Origin of the sequence: Nocardioides sp. NPDC059952 (assembly GCF_042730435.1) — a bacterium.
In the GTDB taxonomy this organism is placed as follows: Bacteria; Actinomycetota; Actinomycetes; order Propionibacteriales; family Nocardioidaceae; genus Nocardioides.
Genome location: NZ_JBHWLY010000004.1, coordinates 12,423 through 28,170 on the forward strand (window position 1 = coordinate 12,423; position 15,748 = coordinate 28,170).

Annotated in this window: 15 protein-coding genes and 1 tRNA gene; 10 read left to right on the forward strand and 6 right to left on the reverse strand. The window is 68.9% G+C overall.

The genetic code is table 11. The annotated features are described in order from the left end of the window. Window positions 1-63 precede the first annotated feature (63 nt). Together ACFV9G_RS02685 and ACFV9G_RS02690 are read left to right on the forward strand one after the other, a co-directional pair. On the forward strand, window positions 64-780 hold the full coding sequence (locus ACFV9G_RS02685; RefSeq protein WP_378724663.1) for a GNAT family N-acetyltransferase: 717 nt from the start codon (window positions 64-66) through the stop codon (window positions 778-780). A 69-nt stretch (window positions 781-849) separates the two neighbouring features. Next, window positions 850-922: transfer RNA gene (locus ACFV9G_RS02690), tRNA-Thr, on the forward strand. A 12-nt stretch (window positions 923-934) separates the two neighbouring features. On the opposite strand, the gene pdxY is transcribed toward ACFV9G_RS02690, so the two are convergent. The 4 genes from pdxY to ACFV9G_RS02710 are packed head-to-tail and all read right to left on the reverse strand — an operon-like array spanning window position 935 to window position 3,734. Beyond that, window positions 935-1,783 carry a pyridoxal kinase PdxY gene (gene pdxY / locus ACFV9G_RS02695; protein WP_378724665.1) on the reverse strand — a complete coding sequence of 283 codons (849 nt, stop codon included), beginning with the start codon at window positions 1,781-1,783 and terminating at the stop codon, window positions 935-937. A 23-nt stretch (window positions 1,784-1,806) separates the two neighbouring features. Then, the gene (locus tag ACFV9G_RS02700; RefSeq protein WP_378724666.1) at window positions 1,807-2,412 is read right to left on the reverse strand and encodes a rhomboid family intramembrane serine protease; all 606 of its coding nucleotides are present in this window, start codon (window positions 2,410-2,412) and stop codon (window positions 1,807-1,809) included. Window positions 2,413-2,426: 14 nt separating this feature from the next. Beyond that, window positions 2,427-2,987, reverse strand: a complete 561-nt coding sequence (locus ACFV9G_RS02705) for a hypothetical protein (RefSeq protein WP_378724668.1) — start codon at window positions 2,985-2,987, stop codon at window positions 2,427-2,429. Between the two features lie 57 nt (window positions 2,988-3,044). Then, window positions 3,045-3,734 (reverse strand): uracil-DNA glycosylase, encoded by a 690-nt coding sequence (locus tag ACFV9G_RS02710; RefSeq protein WP_378724670.1) that lies wholly within the window; start codon window positions 3,732-3,734, stop codon window positions 3,045-3,047. 76 nt (window positions 3,735-3,810) lie between these two features. Here ACFV9G_RS02710 and ACFV9G_RS02715 point away from each other — a divergent pair, with 76 nt between their 5' ends. Continuing rightward, on the forward strand, window positions 3,811-4,806 hold the full coding sequence (locus tag ACFV9G_RS02715) for an LLM class F420-dependent oxidoreductase (protein WP_378724671.1): 996 nt from the start codon (window positions 3,811-3,813) through the stop codon (window positions 4,804-4,806). A gap of 64 nt (window positions 4,807-4,870) precedes the next feature. Continuing rightward, the gene (locus ACFV9G_RS02720; protein ID WP_378724673.1) at window positions 4,871-6,421 is read left to right on the forward strand and encodes an FMN-binding glutamate synthase family protein; all 1,551 of its coding nucleotides are present in this window, start codon (window positions 4,871-4,873) and stop codon (window positions 6,419-6,421) included. A gap of 113 nt (window positions 6,422-6,534) precedes the next feature. On the opposite strand, the gene ACFV9G_RS02725 is transcribed toward ACFV9G_RS02720, so the two are convergent. After that, window positions 6,535-7,557, reverse strand: a complete 1,023-nt coding sequence (locus ACFV9G_RS02725) for a Gfo/Idh/MocA family protein (protein WP_378724675.1) — start codon at window positions 7,555-7,557, stop codon at window positions 6,535-6,537. 27 nt (window positions 7,558-7,584) lie between these two features. Further along, window positions 7,585-9,012 carry a trehalose-6-phosphate synthase gene (locus ACFV9G_RS02730; protein ID WP_378724677.1) on the reverse strand — a complete coding sequence of 476 codons (1,428 nt, stop codon included), beginning with the start codon at window positions 9,010-9,012 and terminating at the stop codon, window positions 7,585-7,587. Between the two features lie 170 nt (window positions 9,013-9,182). Here ACFV9G_RS02730 and ACFV9G_RS02735 point away from each other — a divergent pair, with 170 nt between their 5' ends. From ACFV9G_RS02735 to lon, 6 genes are all read left to right on the forward strand, one after another. Further along, window positions 9,183-9,479, forward strand: coding sequence for a DUF3263 domain-containing protein (locus ACFV9G_RS02735; protein WP_091046051.1), 297 nt, complete (start codon window positions 9,183-9,185; stop codon window positions 9,477-9,479). Further along, a complete protein-coding gene (locus ACFV9G_RS02740) occupies window positions 9,480-9,998 on the forward strand; it encodes a LytR C-terminal domain-containing protein (protein ID WP_378724679.1) in 519 nt (172 codons plus the stop codon). A 158-nt stretch (window positions 9,999-10,156) separates the two neighbouring features. Continuing rightward, window positions 10,157-11,752 carry a hypothetical protein gene (locus tag ACFV9G_RS02745; protein ID WP_378724680.1) on the forward strand — a complete coding sequence of 532 codons (1,596 nt, stop codon included), beginning with the start codon at window positions 10,157-10,159 and terminating at the stop codon, window positions 11,750-11,752. Between the two features lie 62 nt (window positions 11,753-11,814). Next, window positions 11,815-12,162 carry a hypothetical protein gene (locus ACFV9G_RS02750; RefSeq protein ID WP_378724681.1) on the forward strand — a complete coding sequence of 116 codons (348 nt, stop codon included), beginning with the start codon at window positions 11,815-11,817 and terminating at the stop codon, window positions 12,160-12,162. Window positions 12,163-12,420: 258 nt separating this feature from the next. Further along, window positions 12,421-13,275 (forward strand): trehalose-phosphatase, encoded by an 855-nt coding sequence (otsB, locus tag ACFV9G_RS02755; RefSeq protein ID WP_378724683.1) that lies wholly within the window; start codon window positions 12,421-12,423, stop codon window positions 13,273-13,275. Window positions 13,276-13,374: 99 nt separating this feature from the next. Next, the gene (gene lon, locus ACFV9G_RS02760; RefSeq protein WP_378724685.1) at window positions 13,375-15,699 is read left to right on the forward strand and encodes an endopeptidase La; all 2,325 of its coding nucleotides are present in this window, start codon (window positions 13,375-13,377) and stop codon (window positions 15,697-15,699) included. Window positions 15,700-15,748: the final 49 nt, after the last annotated feature.

The window sequence follows — 15,748 nt, forward strand, 5'->3', positions numbered from 1 at the left end:
TCCTCGGGTCTGGGGGACCGCTAGGCAAAACACATAATGTCTAGCGAATTGCTAGAGAATAGGATGCCGCGCGTGACCACTGATGCGCGACCGATTGCTGAGACGAGCTCCGTCCTGGACAACATCGTCTGGGAGTCCCTCGTCGGACCGAACCGGCATCTGGGCGAGATCTCCGGGTTGGCCGCGCGCTACGACCCGCAGGTCGCCGCCTTCGCCGGGATCGCCGAGGACTCGCCCCGCGCCTGGGCTGATCTCGCCGCGCTGCTCGGGCCGGCCGGGACCTGCTTCTTCACCTCGCCACGTCCGGTTCGCCCGCCTGTCGGGTGGGAGGTCCTCGGCGGTGGCGAGGGCGTGCAGATGATCGACGACGGGGTGGTCGCGGTGCCCGACGCCGACGTCGTCGTGCTGGGGCCGGCCGACGTCCCGGAGATCCTCGACCTGATCGAGCGCACCAAGCCCGGTCCGTTCGAGCCGCGCACCATCGAGATGGGCACCTATCTCGGCATCCGCGCCGGCGGTCGCCTCGTCGCGATGGCCGGCGAGCGCAACCACCCCCGCGGCTGGACCGAGGTCAGTGCGGTCTGCACCGACGCCGACTTCCGCGGGCAGGGGCTCGCCGGGAGGCTCGTGCGGGCGGTGACGTACGGCATCAATCAGCGCGGCGAGCGCGCCCTCCTGCACGCCAGCGGCACCAACGAGAACGCCATCCGGCTCTACCAGGCCCTCGGCTTCACCCTCCGCCGCACCACCAACTTCGCCCACCTCCGTGCGCCGGGGTAGGGGCGTCGGATGCGCACAAACGGCGGTGACTGGCTACGATTGTCTCGCCGTCGCGGAGGCGTACGGCATGCCGGTGTAGCTCAGTTGGTAGAGCGTTCGCCTTGTAAGCGAAATGTCGCGGGTTCGACTCCTGTCACCGGCTCCGATGCAGGTCTCAGCGGAGCTGAGTGACCTCGTACGTCGTCGGCGGGTTGGCGATGTCGTCCTGGGAGGCGATGAGCTCGAGCTCGCGGCGGCCGGACTTCAGGGTGCGGTCGAGGATGGCGAAGAGCGTGTTCGCGGTGCGGCCGAGGGCGGCGGGGGTGGAGCCGGTCGAGAGCAGGTGGGAGAGGTAGACCGCCGCGGTGACGTCACCGCCACCGTTGGGCGAGATCGGGAGCAAGGGAGTGGTGACCGACCAGGCGCCCTCGTCGGAGACGGCGACCAGGTCCAGATGGGTCGGGTCCTTGGTGATCACCGAGGTCACGAGCACGTTCGACGGGCCGGACTCACGGACGATGTCGACGGCGGCGAGCACCTCCTGGAGCGTGTCGGTCGACTCGACGCCGGCCAGGAAGTTGAGCTCGAAGTGGTTGGGAGTGATCACGTCGGCGGCCGGGACGACCTCGTCGCGCATGAACTCCGGGATGCCCTCACGGACGAACATGCCGCGGCCGACGTCTCCCATCACCGGGTCGCAGCAGTAGAGGGCTGGCGGGTTGAGCGCCTTCACGCGCCGTACGGAATCCAGGACGATCGCGCCCACGGCGGGGTCGCCCTGGTAGCCGGACAGGACCGCGGAGACGGTGGAGAGGCCGTCGCGCTCGGAGATCCCCTCGATGACCTCCGCGACCTGGTCGGCGGCCACGACCGGTCCACGCCACGCGCCGTAGCCGGTGTGGTTGGAGAAGTTGACCGTGAGCACGGGCCAGACCTCGTGACCGAGGCGCTGGATCGGGAAGACTGCCGCCGAGTTGCCGACGTAGCCGAAGGCCACGTGCGACTGGATGGAGAGGATCTGCATGCAGCCAGTCTCCAACAACTGGTTCAGGCAGCCTTCTTCTGGGCTTGCTTCTGGGGCGGGTCGTTGAGCAGCCAGGCCGCCAGCGCGCCGCCGATCGCGCCGAAGAGGTGGCCCTGCCAGGAGACACCGGTCTGCCCGGGGAGTACGCCGAGGAGCAGGCTGCCCCAGGCCAGGAAGATGAGCACGCCGATGACGATCTGGCCTACGCGGTGGCTGAACAGGCCGCGCAGGATCAGGTAGACGAGCCAGCCGAAGATCAGCATGGAGGTGCCGGCGGTGATGCTGCCCGGGGGCGACATCAGCCAGACGCCGACTCCTCCGACCACCCAGATGATGAGGGTCGCCACGATCCCGCGGCCGACGCCCGAGGCGAGCACCAGGAAGCTGAGGACGAGCGCGAACAGGGTGTTGCCGTAGAGGTGGGCCCAGCCGAAGTGGAGCACCGGGGCGAACACGATGCCGAGCAGGCCGGCGTCGGTGCGCGGCTGGATGCCGAGCGAGTCGAGCTGGTGCCCGCTGATGTAGTCGGTGGCCTCGAGCACCCACAGCAGGGCGACGAAGCCGAGCGACCACATGCCGGCCCGAATCCAGTCGGCGCGCTGGGGGCGCGTGGGGGAGTCCTGGCTCACGCCAGAAATCTTACCTACCGCTCCACAGCGGCGAGCCGTTGCTCGAGGCTCTCATAGAGGTAGGGGACGGCGGCCGGGTGCGGCCCGGTCTCATAGAGCTCGGTGGCGAGCCCCCGGGGAGACTCCCCGGCATGGTCGGCCGCCCAGGTCCCGCCACCCCCGGTGATCCGCCCGCCGTCGAGGGGAAGCACCGCCTCGGCCGCCAGCGCAACCCAGCGTCCGCCGCCGCCCTCGAGCCAGGCCACCGGCACGGCGTACGCCTCGCCCTCGGTCAGATCGGCGTCGAGGGTGATCCCGCGGCCGATCTGGTGGGCTCCCTGACGGCTCCACAGGACGGTCGTGACCTCGAGCCGGTCCGTGTCGTCAGGGCCGGCGGTGCCCAGGACGAGGTGGTCGGCGAAGGTCGCCCAGTCGCGTACGTCGGTCGCGGGGAACTCCGGAGGCCCGGCCCGTTCCAGGAGGATCCGTCCGCCGAGCACGGCGGCCCAGGCTGCGATCAGGACGACGACGATGGTCCCGCCGATCTTGAGTCGCCGTGACACCGACAGCGTCGGTCCGGTCGTGTTCTCGCCCACGTGACCCCCGTTCACCGCGCCGATGGGCCGATGGGCCCGATCCTAATCGGAGTGAGCTCAGTCAGGCAGGGACCAGTCGATCGGGGAACCGCCCTGCTCGACCAGGAGGGCGTTGGCGCGGGAGAACGGCCGGGACCCGAAGAACCCCCGGCGTGCGGAGAGTGGCGACGGGTGGACGGACTTGATCGCGGGCACCCCGTTGAGCCGCGGCTCGAGATTCTGCGCGTGCCTGCCCCACAGGATCGCCACCAGCGGTCCGCCGCGACGGCCGAGAACGTCGATCGCCCGACCGGTGACGTCTTCCCAGCCCTTCTTCGAGTGTGACGCGGGAGCCCCGGGGCGCACCGTCAGCGAGGTGTTGAGCAGCATCACCCCGCGGTCGGCCCAGGTCGACAGGTCGCCGTGCTCGGGCGTCTTCAGGTCGAGGTCGGTGGTCAGCTCGGCGTAGATGTTCTTCAGCGACGCAGGCAGGGGACGTACGTCCTTCTCGACCGCGAAGCTGAGCCCGATCGGGTGGCCGATGGTCGGGTAGGGGTCCTGGCCGACGATCAGGACGCGTACGTCCCGGAGCGGTCGCCGGAAGGCGTTGAAGATGCGGTCGCCGTCGGGAAGATAGGGACGCCTGGCCGCCAGCTCATCGCGCAGGAAGCGGCCCATCTGCTCGATCTGCGGCTCGGCCGGCGCCAGCGCCTCGGCCCAGTCGGCAGCCATCAGGCCCTTGTCCACGAGTCCGGCGAGTGCGCTCATAAATGATGAGGGTATCGGCTGGGACCGACGGATAAGTTGTCCGTGGCACTCAGGTTGGACTCACCAAGGAGTAGACATGAAGTTCGGTTTCTTCGTCCCGCAGGGATGGCGCTTCGACCTCGTCGGGATCGACCCGGCGGACCAGTGGACGACGATGAAGGACCTGGCGATCCACGCCGACTCCGGCCCCTGGGAGAGCATCTGGGTCTACGACCACTTCCACACCACCCCGGAGCCCTCCGACCAGGCGACCCACGAGGCCTGGTCGCTGATGGCGGGTCTGGGTGCGGTGACGTCGCGGGTCCGCCTCGGGCAGATGTGCTCGTGCATGTCCTACCGCAACCCGGCCTACCTGGCGAAGGTCGCCGCGACCGCCGACCACATCAGCGGCGGCCGGATCGAGATGGGCATCGGCGCCGGCTGGTACGAGCACGAGTGGCGGGCCTACGGCTACGGCTTCCCCGAGGCCCGCGACCGGCTCGGCATGCTCCGTGAGGGCGTCCAGATCTTCCAGCAGGCGTGGACGAAGGGCGTCTCGTCGCTGGACGGGAAGTACTACCAGGTCGACGGCGCCATCTGTCAGCCGCTGCCGATCCAGAAGGGGCGCTCCGGCATCCCGCTGTGGATCGCCGGCGGTGGCGAGAAGGTGACCCTGAAGATCGCCGCGCAGTACGCCGACTACACCAACTTCTTCGGCGACCCGGAGGCGTTCAAGGCCAAGTCGGACATCCTCGCGGCGCACTGCGAGACCCTCGGGCGCGACTTCTCCGAGATCACCCGCTCCTCCAACTACAACGTGGTGCTGGGCGAGACCGAGGCCGAGGTCGCCGACAAGCTCGCCGCCTGGAAGGCACGTCTGGTGCCTCACCTCGGTGAGGACAAGGCCGCCGAGATCGTCGCGAACGGCAGTGGCCCGAGCGCGCTCGCCGGCACCCCCGAGCAGGTCGTGGAGCGGCTCAAGACCATGGAGGGGCTCGGGATGACGTACGCCATCGGCTACTTCCCGGACGCCGCCTACGACCGCTCCTCCCTCGAGCTCTTCGAGTCGAAGGTCATCCCCGAGTTCGCCTGAGCGACGCCCTGCGACACCGTCGCGGACGTTTACATCCAGGTGGGCGCCCGGTAGGAAGACGTACATGAAGATGACGACCCTCCTCGGGGGAGCGGCGCTCGCCGCCGGCGTGGTCGCGGTGCGCGACCTGTCCCAGCGCAAGCACGCGATCCTGCGGAACTTCCCGGTGATCGGGCACGCGCGGTACCTGATGGAGAAGATCGGGCCGGAGCTGCGGCAGTACATCGTCGCCGACAACGACGAGGAGCGGCCCTTCAGCCGCGACCAGCGGCGTTGGGTCTACGCCTCTGCCAAGGAGCAGAACAACTACTTCGGCTTCGGCACCGACAACGACATCGAGCACACCCAGGGCCACATCCACATCAAGCACCGTACGTTCGCCGACTCGCTGCCAGACGACCACGACCCGGCCGCCAAGCTCCCGTCGGCGAAGGTGCTCGGAGCGCCGCGCGGGCGCGCGAAGGCGTTCCGGCCGGAGTCGATCGTCAACATCTCGGCGATGTCGTTCGGGTCGCTGTCCGGGCCGGCGATCACGGCGCTCAATCGGGGTGCACTCAAGGCCGGGGCGATGCACAACACCGGCGAGGGCGGCATCTCGCCCTACCACCTGGAAGGCGGCGCCGATCTGGTGATGCAGATCGGCACCGCCTACTTCGGGTGCCGGAATGCCGACGGCACCTTCTCGATCGATCGGCTCAAGGAGCGGGTCGCCAGCGCGCCGGTCAAGGCGATCGAGATCAAGCTCTCGCAAGGCGCCAAGCCCGGCCTCGGTGGACTGCTGCCGGCGGCCAAGGTGACCCCGGAGATCGCCGAGATCCGCGGCATCGAGCTCGGCAAGGACTGTGCCTCGCCGTCTCGGCACTCCGCCTTCCACGACGTCGACTCGATGCTCGACTTCGTCGAGATGATCGCCGCCGAGACCGGGGTGCCGGTCGGCATCAAGTCGGCGGTCGGTGAGATGGAGTTCTGGCAGGAGCTCGCCGGCAAGATGCGGTCGGGGGAGCGGGGCGTCGACTTCATCACCGTCGACGGCAGCGAGGGCGGCACCGGTGCCGCGCCGCTGATCTTCTCCGACGCGGTCGCGATGCCGTACCGGATCGGCTTCTCGCGGGTCTACGGGACGTTCGCCGAGGTCGGTCTGACCGACTCGATCACCTTCATCGGGTCGGCGAAGCTGGGCCTTCCGGAGAACGCCGCCGTCGCTTTCGCGCTCGGCGCCGACATGATCAACGTCGGCCGCGAGGCGATGATGTCGATCGGCTGCATCCAGGCTCAGAAGTGCCACGACGACACCTGTCCGACCGGCGTCGCGACGCAGAGCAAGTGGCTCTCCGGCGGCCTCGACCCGATGGACAAGGGCGATCGCTGTGCCAGCTATCTCAGGACCCTGCGCAGGGAGCTGACGAAGGTCTCCGCCGCGGTGGGTGTCGCCCACCCCGGCCTGATCACGCCGCATGACATCGAGGTCATGAACGGCGACTACGAGTCACGCACTCTCGCCGGTGTCTACGGCTACAAGGACCACTGGGGCGCCCTCGGCCCCGAGGTGGCCCGCGAGCTCCTCGCCGTCGTGCAACCGCACCGTACGTTCAACGAGAAGCCGACCACCGCCTGAGGGTCGAGACGTCAGGTACGTCGGCCGAGACGTCACTCGCGTCGGTCGAGACGGCACCCGGTGCCAACTCGACCGACGCCGTTGACGCCTCGGCCGGCGGGGGTGACTTCTCGTCAGGCCTCGGTGGCGTAGCGGGCGCCGATGGACTCGCGGATCATGTCCATCTGGCGCATCAGGCTGAGCGTCTGGCTGTGGGGCACCAGCGGGGACTCCAGGAGGCCCTCGCGCAGGCAGCGCTGCACCTCGACGATCTCGTTGCCGTACGCAGCGCCGATGACGGGCTCGTCACCGACGATCTCGACGGGCTCGTCGCCGTTGGCGGGCTTGAAGACCGCCGAGGACGGGTGGTGGAAGTCGGTCAGCTCGATGCGGCCCTGGTCGGTGGCGATCGAGGCCGCACGGGACGAGTAGGAGGTGACCGAGGAGACCATGGTGGAGAGCTCGTTGCCGGCGTACTTCCCGGTCATCACCAGGTCGAGGTCGAAGGTGGCGCCGTCGGCACCCTCGCCCAGGTTGGCCTGAGCGGTCAGCGCGCGGGCCTCGCCGAAGAGCAGGTGGGCGAAGGTGAGCGGGTAGATGCCCATGTCGAGCAGCGCGCTGGCGCCGAGCGCGGGGTCGAGGAGGCGCTGGTTCTGCTCGGGGTCGGCGACGAAGCCGAGCTCGGCGTGTACGTGCCGGGGGACCCCGAAGCGGCCCGACTTCACGTCGGTGACGAGGCGCCGGATGACCGGGTTGGTCGCCATCCACATGGCCTCCATGAGGAACAGCTTCTTGGAGGTGGCCAGGTCGACCATCGTCTGCGAGTCGGCGGCGTTGAGCGTCAGCGCCTTCTCGCACAGCACGTGCTTGCCGGCGTTGAGCACGAGGGTGGCGTGCTCGAGGTGGTGGGAGTGGGGGGAGGCGATGTAGACGACGTCGACGTCCTCGTCGGCGGCCAGCTCCTCATAGGAGCCGTGCGCGCGGACCGGCCCCTTGGCCTCGTACGCCTTCGCGAACTCCTCCGCGGACTCCTTGCTCCGCGAGCCCACGGCCACGAGTTGGCCGTCGGGGACGAGCATCAGGTCGGTGGCGAGGGAGTGGGCGATCCGGCCGGTGCCGAGAATTCCCCACCTGATCGGGTCAGAGTTGGTGGTCACGGCTCGACTCTAGCCACCAGGCAGCCCTCAGTGGGCGTTGGGCGGAAGCACGTTCTTGGTGTGGCTGCCATCCACGGCGGCGAGCTCTTCGAGGAAGGTGTCGGCCCAGTGGCGTACGTCCCGGGCGGCGACCTGCTTGCGCATCGCCTTCATCCGGCGGGTGAGCTCCTTCGGCTCGGCCTGGTAGGCCTCGAGCAGCGCGGCCTTCATCCCGTTGATGTCGTAGGGGTTGACGAGCCAGGCCTGGCGCAGCTCCTCGGCCGCGCCGGCGAACTCGGAGAGCACGAGGGCGCCGTCGTCCTCGTAGCGGCAGGCGACGTACTCCTTCGCGACCAGGTTCATGCCGTCGCGGTAGGGGGTGACGACCATGATGTCGGCGGCGCGGTAGAGCGCGGCCATCTCCGCCCGGGGGAGGCTCGTGTGGAGGTAGGAGATCGCGGGTCGGCCGATGCGGCCGAGGTCGCCGTTGAGGCGGCCGACGAGGCGGTCGATGTCGTCGCGGAGCTTGCGGTACTGCTCGACGCGCTCGCGAGAGGGCACCGCCACCTGGACGAAGATGGCGTCCTCGACGTCGAGCTCGGTGTCGCGGATCATCTCGCCGTAGGCGCGCAGCCTGGCGTAGATGCCCTTGGTGTAGTCGAGCCGGTCGACGCCGAGCAGGATCTTCTTCGGGTCGCCGAGCTGCTGGCGGATCTCCTTGGCGCGCTGGTTGATGGCCTCGTCGTGGGCCATCTCGTCGAAGCCGAGGAAGTCGATCGAGATCGGGAAGGCGGCCGCGTGCACGGTGCGCCCGTCGGGGAGATAGACCAGGTCGCGATGGGTCTTGTGGCCGACGCGCTGACGCACCAGGCGGACGAAGTTCTGGGCTGCCTGGGGGAGCTGGAAGCCGACGAGGTCGGCGCCGAGCAGGCCCTCGAGGAGCTGGCGGCGCCAGGGGACCTGCTGGAAGAGCTCGGCCGGAGGGAACGGGATGTGCAGGTAGAAGCCGATGCGCAGGTCGGGGCGGAGCTCGCGCAGCATCTGCGGGACCAGCTGGAGCTGGTAGTCCTGGACCCAGACGGTCGCGCCCTTCGCGGCGACCTCGGCGCACTTCTCGGCGAACCTGCGGTTGACGCGCTGGTAGCCGTCCCACCACTCGCGGTGGAACTCCGGCTTGGCCACGACGTCGTGGTAGAGCGGCCACAGGGTGCCGTTGGAGAAGCCCTCGTAGTGCTCCCGGATGTCCTCGGCGGTCATCGTCATCGGCAACAGGTGGAGCCCGTCGTCCTCGAACGGCTCGAGGTCCTCGTCGGTGCCGCCGGGCCAGCCGATCCAGACGCCGTCGTTGGCGCGCAGGACGGGTTCGAGGGCGCTGACCAGGCCTCCTGGGGAGCGTCGCCACGCTTTCGTGCCGTCCGGCATCTCCACTCGATCGACGGGAAGCCGGTTGGCCACGATTACCAGGTCAGCCTGCACATCTCCGACTCTAATGGACCGGGGCCAGGTTCGGCGCCGTGTCGTTCCACCCGTGACTTTCGGCTCCGGTCGGAATACCTGTCGAGTAACACGCCGACAGGGTGAACCACAGCGGTGTAGTTCGGCGCGTTAGGGTGTGGTCAGATGCAGACGACACCGGGGGACGAGGAATGAGCGCTGTCAACGTGCAGGTCACAGGCCCAGGCGAGGACCCCGCGAGCCTCAGCGAACGTGACAAGCAGATCCTCGACTTCGAGCGTCAGTGGTGGAAGTACGCCGGAGCCAAGGAAGCCGCCGTGCGCGAGGCGTTCAACATGTCCGCCACCCGTTACTACCAGGTGCTCAACGCTCTCATCGACAAGCCGGAGGCCCTCGAGGCCGACCCCCTGCTGGTACGCCGCCTGCGACGGCTCCGCGCGGCCCGGCAGCGTCAGCGCTCGGCGAGACGGCTCGGTTTCGAGGTCTGAATGACCGGCTGCGTACGTCCTTCGAAGGGTGAGCGTGGCGTCGCGCTTCCCACACCCGTCATCGCGCTGAGCGTGGTTGCTGTCGTCGCCGCGGTGGTCGTCTTCTGGATCACCGGGGGTTCTGATGACGGGGGCGAGAAGATCGCCCAGGCAGGGGGCACTCCGTCTCCCTCGGCGTCGGCGAAGCCGAAGCCGGCCAAGACCGAGGAGAAGAAGCCGGCCAAGGCCGAGCCCTCGCCCGTCGATCGTGCCAAGGTCAGCGTCGAGGTCTACAACCAGTCCAACATCGGTGGCCTTGCCAGCGACGTCGCGGCGAAGGCGACCACGGTCGGCTGGAACGTCGTCGGCGAGGACAACTGGATGGGCTCGGTCCCGGAGAACACCGTCTACTACCCGGGCGAGATGAAGCGCGAGGGCCAGCAGCTCGCCGATGACCTCGGCATCAAACGCACCCATGTGTCGGTCGAAGGCTCGATGAAGGGCGACCGGTTGACGGTCGTCCTGACCGGTGGTCTCTGAGCCGCTTGTCAACGTGATTCCGGGCGGGTGACGCCGGGCCGTACTGATGTTGTCGGAAGACGATTCCGTAATCCCGCGACAGGTCATGCGATCCACTGGTCTACTTGGGGCGCCTTTTGCCGGGCGAGATGCTCCGACCACTCGGATTGGAAGAGCCGATGACCGACCAGCCCATGCCGCCACAGCTTCCTGCGCCGCAAGCGAAGCCGAGGAGTCCCGGCCGGGTCGTCGCGATCATCGCGGCCTTGCTCTCGGTATGCCTGGTGATGCTGGCCGGCGTCGTCGGTGTCGCGGTGTGGGTGACCCAGCAGGGCGATGGCGACGAGGAGAAGAAGCCGTTCACCGAGGCGATCGCTGAGCTCGGCGAGGCGGAGGGCATCGTCTACAAGGACGTGGCCGTCGCCGACACCACGGTGAAGTCGTTGACCGTCACGCAGGGCGGGATGCGGATGGGGCAGGCCGAGGGCGGCGCGTTCTCCTACCTCACCACGCCGGCCGGCGACCAGATCACCGGACCGGTCAAGCTGCTCTCGGTCGACGACACGCTGTTCTATCGCGCAACCACCGGGGACGCGGCGAAGCAGCCGTGGATGACGGGCGACGAGTCGGCCGACCTGGCACGGGTCGTCGACATGTTCGCTTCGCCGAAGGACCTGGCCGCCAGCCTTTCGCGTGCACTGTCGCGAGCACGTGCCGACGACCTTCCGGAGGGTCCCGCGGACGTCGAGACGTACGCCGGGGTCAAGGCGCTGCGGGCCTCGACGCCCACGGGTGACCTGTTGATCACCAGTGCGAAACCACATCAGCTGCTCGGCGTCGAACCCCCTGCGGGCTCTCGGACGGTCGGCGCCCCCGCGGTCGCTGGCGACGGGGTCAAGACGGTGGCGTACGTGTCGGGCCCGGCGGGGTCTGATGGCGTCGACCCCATGAGCCTGGCGGGCGAAGGGATGGAACTCGATCCGGTCCCCCCGGCCGAGGCCGACCCGATGTACGCCGATATGGAGAAGGAAACCTCTCAACTCTCCAAAGCGGTCGACACCGGCGTCACCTTCAACGCCAACCTCGACGGGAACGTGCAGTGCAGCGCCGGCGGCTGCACGGCTACCGCAAACATCCATGGCACCCTGAGCTCCGGGGCGCAGTCGCGCATCACCGGCGGCCAGGTCACCGCCAACATGACCGCCAGCTTCACGATCGACGGCGGTGCCGCCGGTTCCTGCAGCACATCTGGCTCGCTCGGCGTCTCTGGCGGCTCAGCCGAAGGCACCATGAGCTGCTCCGCCCCTGGTGCTGGTGCCCGCTTCGTCGCGGTCGAGCAGCAGAAGAAGGCCGCCCTCGGTAGTCGGGGCGGTCGCTACAGCTTTCCGTACGCCGCCAGTGTCCAGGTCGTGGCGGTTGCGCGGGTCCAGGTCGAGCGGCTCGTGCAGATCATCAACCAAGCGCGTGACGAGGCCGCAAACGCCGTTCCCGAGACCCTGAGGTTCGGAAGCAGGGCAGCGGCGCGGGAAGGGCTTCCTGGAGATCTCGCGGGTGTCGGGAACCGCTTCTTCCGTGGCGCGACCGCGAAGAGTCAGGACTTCCAAGCGGTCGGCCTCCCTGGAGGCGGATATCGCCTCCAGTTCTTCTCTCCGGCCAACAATCCGGGTTACGGGAAACTCTACGTCCAAGAGATCGATCGCAGCGGCAACATCGTCAGTCGATACAAGGACACCATCGGACCTGACGGGTTCATCGAACGGAAGTTTCTCCAGTGAGGTCCGCTAACACTGCGCTAGCAGTTGCACTCGCCGAGGTGATCACAGGAGACCCCGGCCCAATGAGCGACATCGGGTCGGCTACGCACGAAGAAGTCCTCGCAGCGGCGGATGCGCTGGGGACGCCCCTAGTTGTCCCGCGAACGGCAGCCGTCTCGCTGATCCGCGGCCTAATTGATGGCGTTCACCGGCCAGAATCGGTGCAGGCGTGGGCTTCCTTTGTAAGCGCCGGGTTCGTCGCGAATCGCTCGCCTGGGCCGATCCGTCCCGTCGAGATCGACTTCGAGGAGGCGTGGGAGGACGCGATCTCGGAGGCGGTTTCAAGGCTGGACGAGATCGGGGACGTGTTGGACGGTGAGGTCTCGGAAGGCGAACTCCTCGATCTCCTACAGCTGCTTGGCGAGACATGATGAACCTCGATGCAACGAAATCCAGGTCGAATCGATCTCAGCGGGTGGCGAGAATCCGCCCCCGTACCAGCTGGCCGATGACCTCGGCGTCAAACGCACCCATGTCTCGGTCGAAGGCTCGATGAAGGGCGACCGGTTGACGGTCGTCCTGACCGGTGCTCTCTGAGGCTTTCCGGCCGTTCTCGATGGTGTGTGATCTGCCACACGGCCGTGCTCGCCCGGTCGGCTCGTAGGTCGTGGCCGTGTCACAGTTGAGCCATGGCCGAACTCCAGCCTGACGGCACCGCAGGAGAGCAGAAGTACGCCGCGATCGCGGCTGCTGCCGCCGAGACTCTCGTCGGTCTCGACTTCGACGGGACGCTCTCCCCGATCGTGGAGGACCCGGCTTCGGCTCGGATCCATCCGGACGCGGCGGAGGTCCTGATCGCGCTCGCGTCCCGGGTCAAGGCGCTGGCCATCGTCACCGGCCGACCCGCCGGACAGGTCGTCGAGCTGGGCGGGCTGGACGCGATCGCCGACGCGCTGGGGGAGCTGGGCAAGGAGCTGTACGTGTTCGGTCAGTACGGCAACGAGCGCTGGAGCGGCGCCGACCGGGTCGTCGTCGGCCCGCCGCCGCCGGAAGGGCTGGCCGCGTTCGAGGCGGCGCTGCCCGCGGTGCTCTCCGCGCACGGTGCGCAGGACGCCTATATCGAGGAGAAGGGTCTCGCCGTCGGGGTGCACACCCGCCGGTTCCCCGACCCCGACGGCCTCGCCGCGCGTCTGCTCCCGCCGCTGACCGAGCTGGCCGGCGAGCACGGGCTCGTCATCGAGCCCGGCAAGCAGGTCATCGAGGTGCGTGCCCCCGGCATGCACAAGGGCCACGCGATCTCCACCTTGGTGGAGGAGGTCTCGCCCGGCGCGATCCTGTTCGGTGGCGACGACCTGGGGGACGTCGAGGCGTTCGAGGCGGTGCGTGCCTGGGGAAAGGCGACCGGGTCGCCGACGGTGCTCGTCTACTCCCACGCTGGACCCGACCGGGGTCCGCTCGCCGGGCTGGCCGACGTCGAGGTGGCGGGTCCGGACGGTGTGCTGGAGCTTCTGCGTGAGCTGACCGACGAGGCGCGCCAGGGGTAGCACTGCGTCCGCTGACAGCGAACACGATAACCGGAGGGAACATCCGGTTACCCTCGGGAGTTGAGCCGGTATCACTCAACTTTTCTAGGAGGGTCCGCAATGGACAAGCTTCCTGTGCTGTTCGTCTCGGATGCCGTGGTCCTGCCGGGGATGGTCGTGCCGATCGAGCTCGACGAGGCCGCGCAGGCTGCGATCGACGCCGCCCGGGCCGGCTCGGAGAGCCGGCTGCTGGTCGCGCCGCGGCTGGGGGACCGGTATGCGACGTACGGCGCTGTCGCCACGATCGAGCGTGTCGGCCGATTCCGGGGCGGTGAGCCCGCGGCGGTGCTGAGGGCCGTCGGCCGCGCGAAGATCGGCTCCGGTGTGACCGGACCCGGTGCTGCGCTGTGGGTCGAGGTCGAGGCGGCCGAGGAGACCACGACGGAGCACGCGAAGGAGCTGGCCGAGGAGTACAAGCGGCTGGTCGTCGCCGTGCTGCAGCGTCGTGAGGCCTGGCCGGTCATCGACCAGGTCAACCGGCTCACCGAGCCGTCCGAGATCGCCGACACCGCCGGCTACGCGCCCTACCTCGACGACGAGGCCAAGCGCGAGCTGCTGGAGACGCCGTCGGTCGAGGAGCGGCTGGAGAAGGTGATCGCCTGGGCCAAGGACAACATCGCGGAGTCCGAGGTCAGCGACAAGATCGCCGAGGACGTACGTGAGGGCATGGAGAAGACACAGCGGGAGTTCCTGCTGCGCCAGCAGCTCGCCGCGATCCGCAAGGAGCTCGGCGAGGGCGAGCCCGAGGGGTCCGACGACTACCGGGCCCGGGTCGAGGCAGCCGACCTGCCCGAGGCCGTACGCGAGGCCGCGCTGCGCGAGGTCGACAAGCTCGAGCGTGGTTCGGAGCAGAACCCCGAGACCGCCTGGATCCGCACCTGGCTGGACACCGTGCTGGAGCTGCCCTGGGGCGTGACCACGGAGGACTCCACCGACGTGGTCGCTGCTCGGGAGGTGCTCGACGCCGACCACCACGGCCTCGACGAGGTCAAGGACCGGATCGTGGAGTACCTGGCGGTCAGGACCCGTCGCGCCGAGCGTGGGCTGCAGGTCATCGGCGGCCGAGGCTCGGGCGCCGTGGTGCTGCTCGCCGGCCCGCCTGGAGTCGGCAAGACCTCGCTCGGTGAGTCGGTCGCGCGCTCGCTCGGACGGAAGTTCGTCCGGGTCGCGCTGGGCGGTGTCCGTGACGAGGCCGAGATCCGCGGTCACCGGCGCACCTACGTCGGCGCGCTCCCGGGGCGGATCGTGCGGGCCATCAAGGAGGCCGGCTCGATGAACCCGGTCGTGCTCCTCGACGAGGTCGACAAGGTCGGCTCCGACTACCGGGGCGATCCTGCCGCGGCGCTGCTGGAGGTGCTCGACCCGGCGCAGAACCACACCTTCCGCGACCACTACCTCGAGCTCGACCTGGACCTCTCCGACGTCCTGTTCATCGCGACGGCCAACGTCGTGGAGCAGATCCCGAGCGCCCTGCTGGACCGGATGGAGCTGGTCACCATCGACGGCTACACCGAGGACGACAAGGTAGCCATCGCCCGCGACTTCCTGCTGCCCCGGCAGCTCGAGCGCGCCGCGGTCACCGCGGACGAGGTGAGCGTCGCCGACGACGCGCTGCGTGAGCTGGCTGCCAACTACACCCGCGAGGCAGGCGTACGCCAGCTCGAGCGGCTCCTCGCCAAGGCGCTGCGCAAGGCGGCGACACGTTTGGCCACCGGGGCCGAGCATGTCGACGTCGACCTGGACAACCTCAAGGACCTCGTCGGACGGCCGCGGTTCACGCCGGAGTCGGCGGAGCGTACGTCGGTCCCGGGGGTCGCCACCGGGCTGGCCGTGACCGGCCTGGGTGGGGACGTGCTCTTCATCGAGGCGTCCGCTGCCGACGGGCAGACCGGCCTGAACATCACCGGCCAGCTCGGTGAGGTGATGAAGGAGTCCGCGCAGATCGCGCTCTCCTTCGTCCGCTCGCACGCGGCCGAGCTCGGGGTGGACCCGGCGGTGCTGGACCGCTCGCTCCACGTTCACGTGCCCGCCGGTGCGGTGCCCAAGGACGGCCCGAGCGCCGGCATCACCATGGTCACCGCGCTCACCTCGCTCGCGACCGGACGCCCGGTACGCAGCGAGGTCGGCATGACCGGCGAGGTCTCGCTCTCCGGCCGGGTGCTGCCCATCGGCGGCCTCAAGCAGAAGCTGCTCGCCGCCCAGCGGGCCGGTCTGACCGAGGTCTTCGTGCCGCAGCGCAACGAGCCCGATCTGGACGAGGTGCCCGACGAGGTGAAGCAGGCGCTGAAGATCAATCTGGTGAGTGATGTCAGGGATGTCGTACGCGGCGCCCTCGCGCCCGTGGCCGGGGGTGCCAGCACGGCCAGCTCGGTTGCCGCTGCCTGACCGGATCGTTCCGGATGCTGCCCGCTTGATGCCTCGTGCATCGAGCGGG

Bases quoted from the DNA above. Each gene is read 5' to 3' on its own strand.
- ACFV9G_RS02715 (WP_378724671.1), top strand. From the start codon at position 3,811: ATGAAGTTCGGTTTCTTCGTCCCGCAGGGATGGCGCTTCGACCTCGTC.
- ACFV9G_RS02740 (WP_378724679.1), top strand. From the start codon at position 9,480: ATGACCGGCTGCGTACGTCCTTCGAAGGGTGAGCGTGGCGTCGCGCTT.
- ACFV9G_RS02685 (WP_378724663.1), top strand. From the start codon at position 64: ATGCCGCGCGTGACCACTGATGCGCGACCGATTGCTGAGACGAGCTCC.
- lon (WP_378724685.1), top strand. From the start codon at position 13,375: ATGGACAAGCTTCCTGTGCTGTTCGTCTCGGATGCCGTGGTCCTGCCG.
- ACFV9G_RS02735 (WP_091046051.1), top strand. From the start codon at position 9,183: ATGAGCGCTGTCAACGTGCAGGTCACAGGCCCAGGCGAGGACCCCGCG.
- ACFV9G_RS02750 (WP_378724681.1), top strand. From the start codon at position 11,815: ATGAGCGACATCGGGTCGGCTACGCACGAAGAAGTCCTCGCAGCGGCG.
- ACFV9G_RS02710 (WP_378724670.1), bottom strand. From the start codon at position 3,734: ATGAGCGCACTCGCCGGACTCGTGGACAAGGGCCTGATGGCTGCCGAC.
- ACFV9G_RS02720 (WP_378724673.1), top strand. From the start codon at position 4,871: ATGAAGATGACGACCCTCCTCGGGGGAGCGGCGCTCGCCGCCGGCGTG.
- ACFV9G_RS02745 (WP_378724680.1), top strand. From the start codon at position 10,157: ATGACCGACCAGCCCATGCCGCCACAGCTTCCTGCGCCGCAAGCGAAG.
- otsB (WP_378724683.1), top strand. From the start codon at position 12,421: ATGGCCGAACTCCAGCCTGACGGCACCGCAGGAGAGCAGAAGTACGCC.
- pdxY (WP_378724665.1), bottom strand. From the start codon at position 1,783: ATGCAGATCCTCTCCATCCAGTCGCACGTGGCCTTCGGCTACGTCGGC.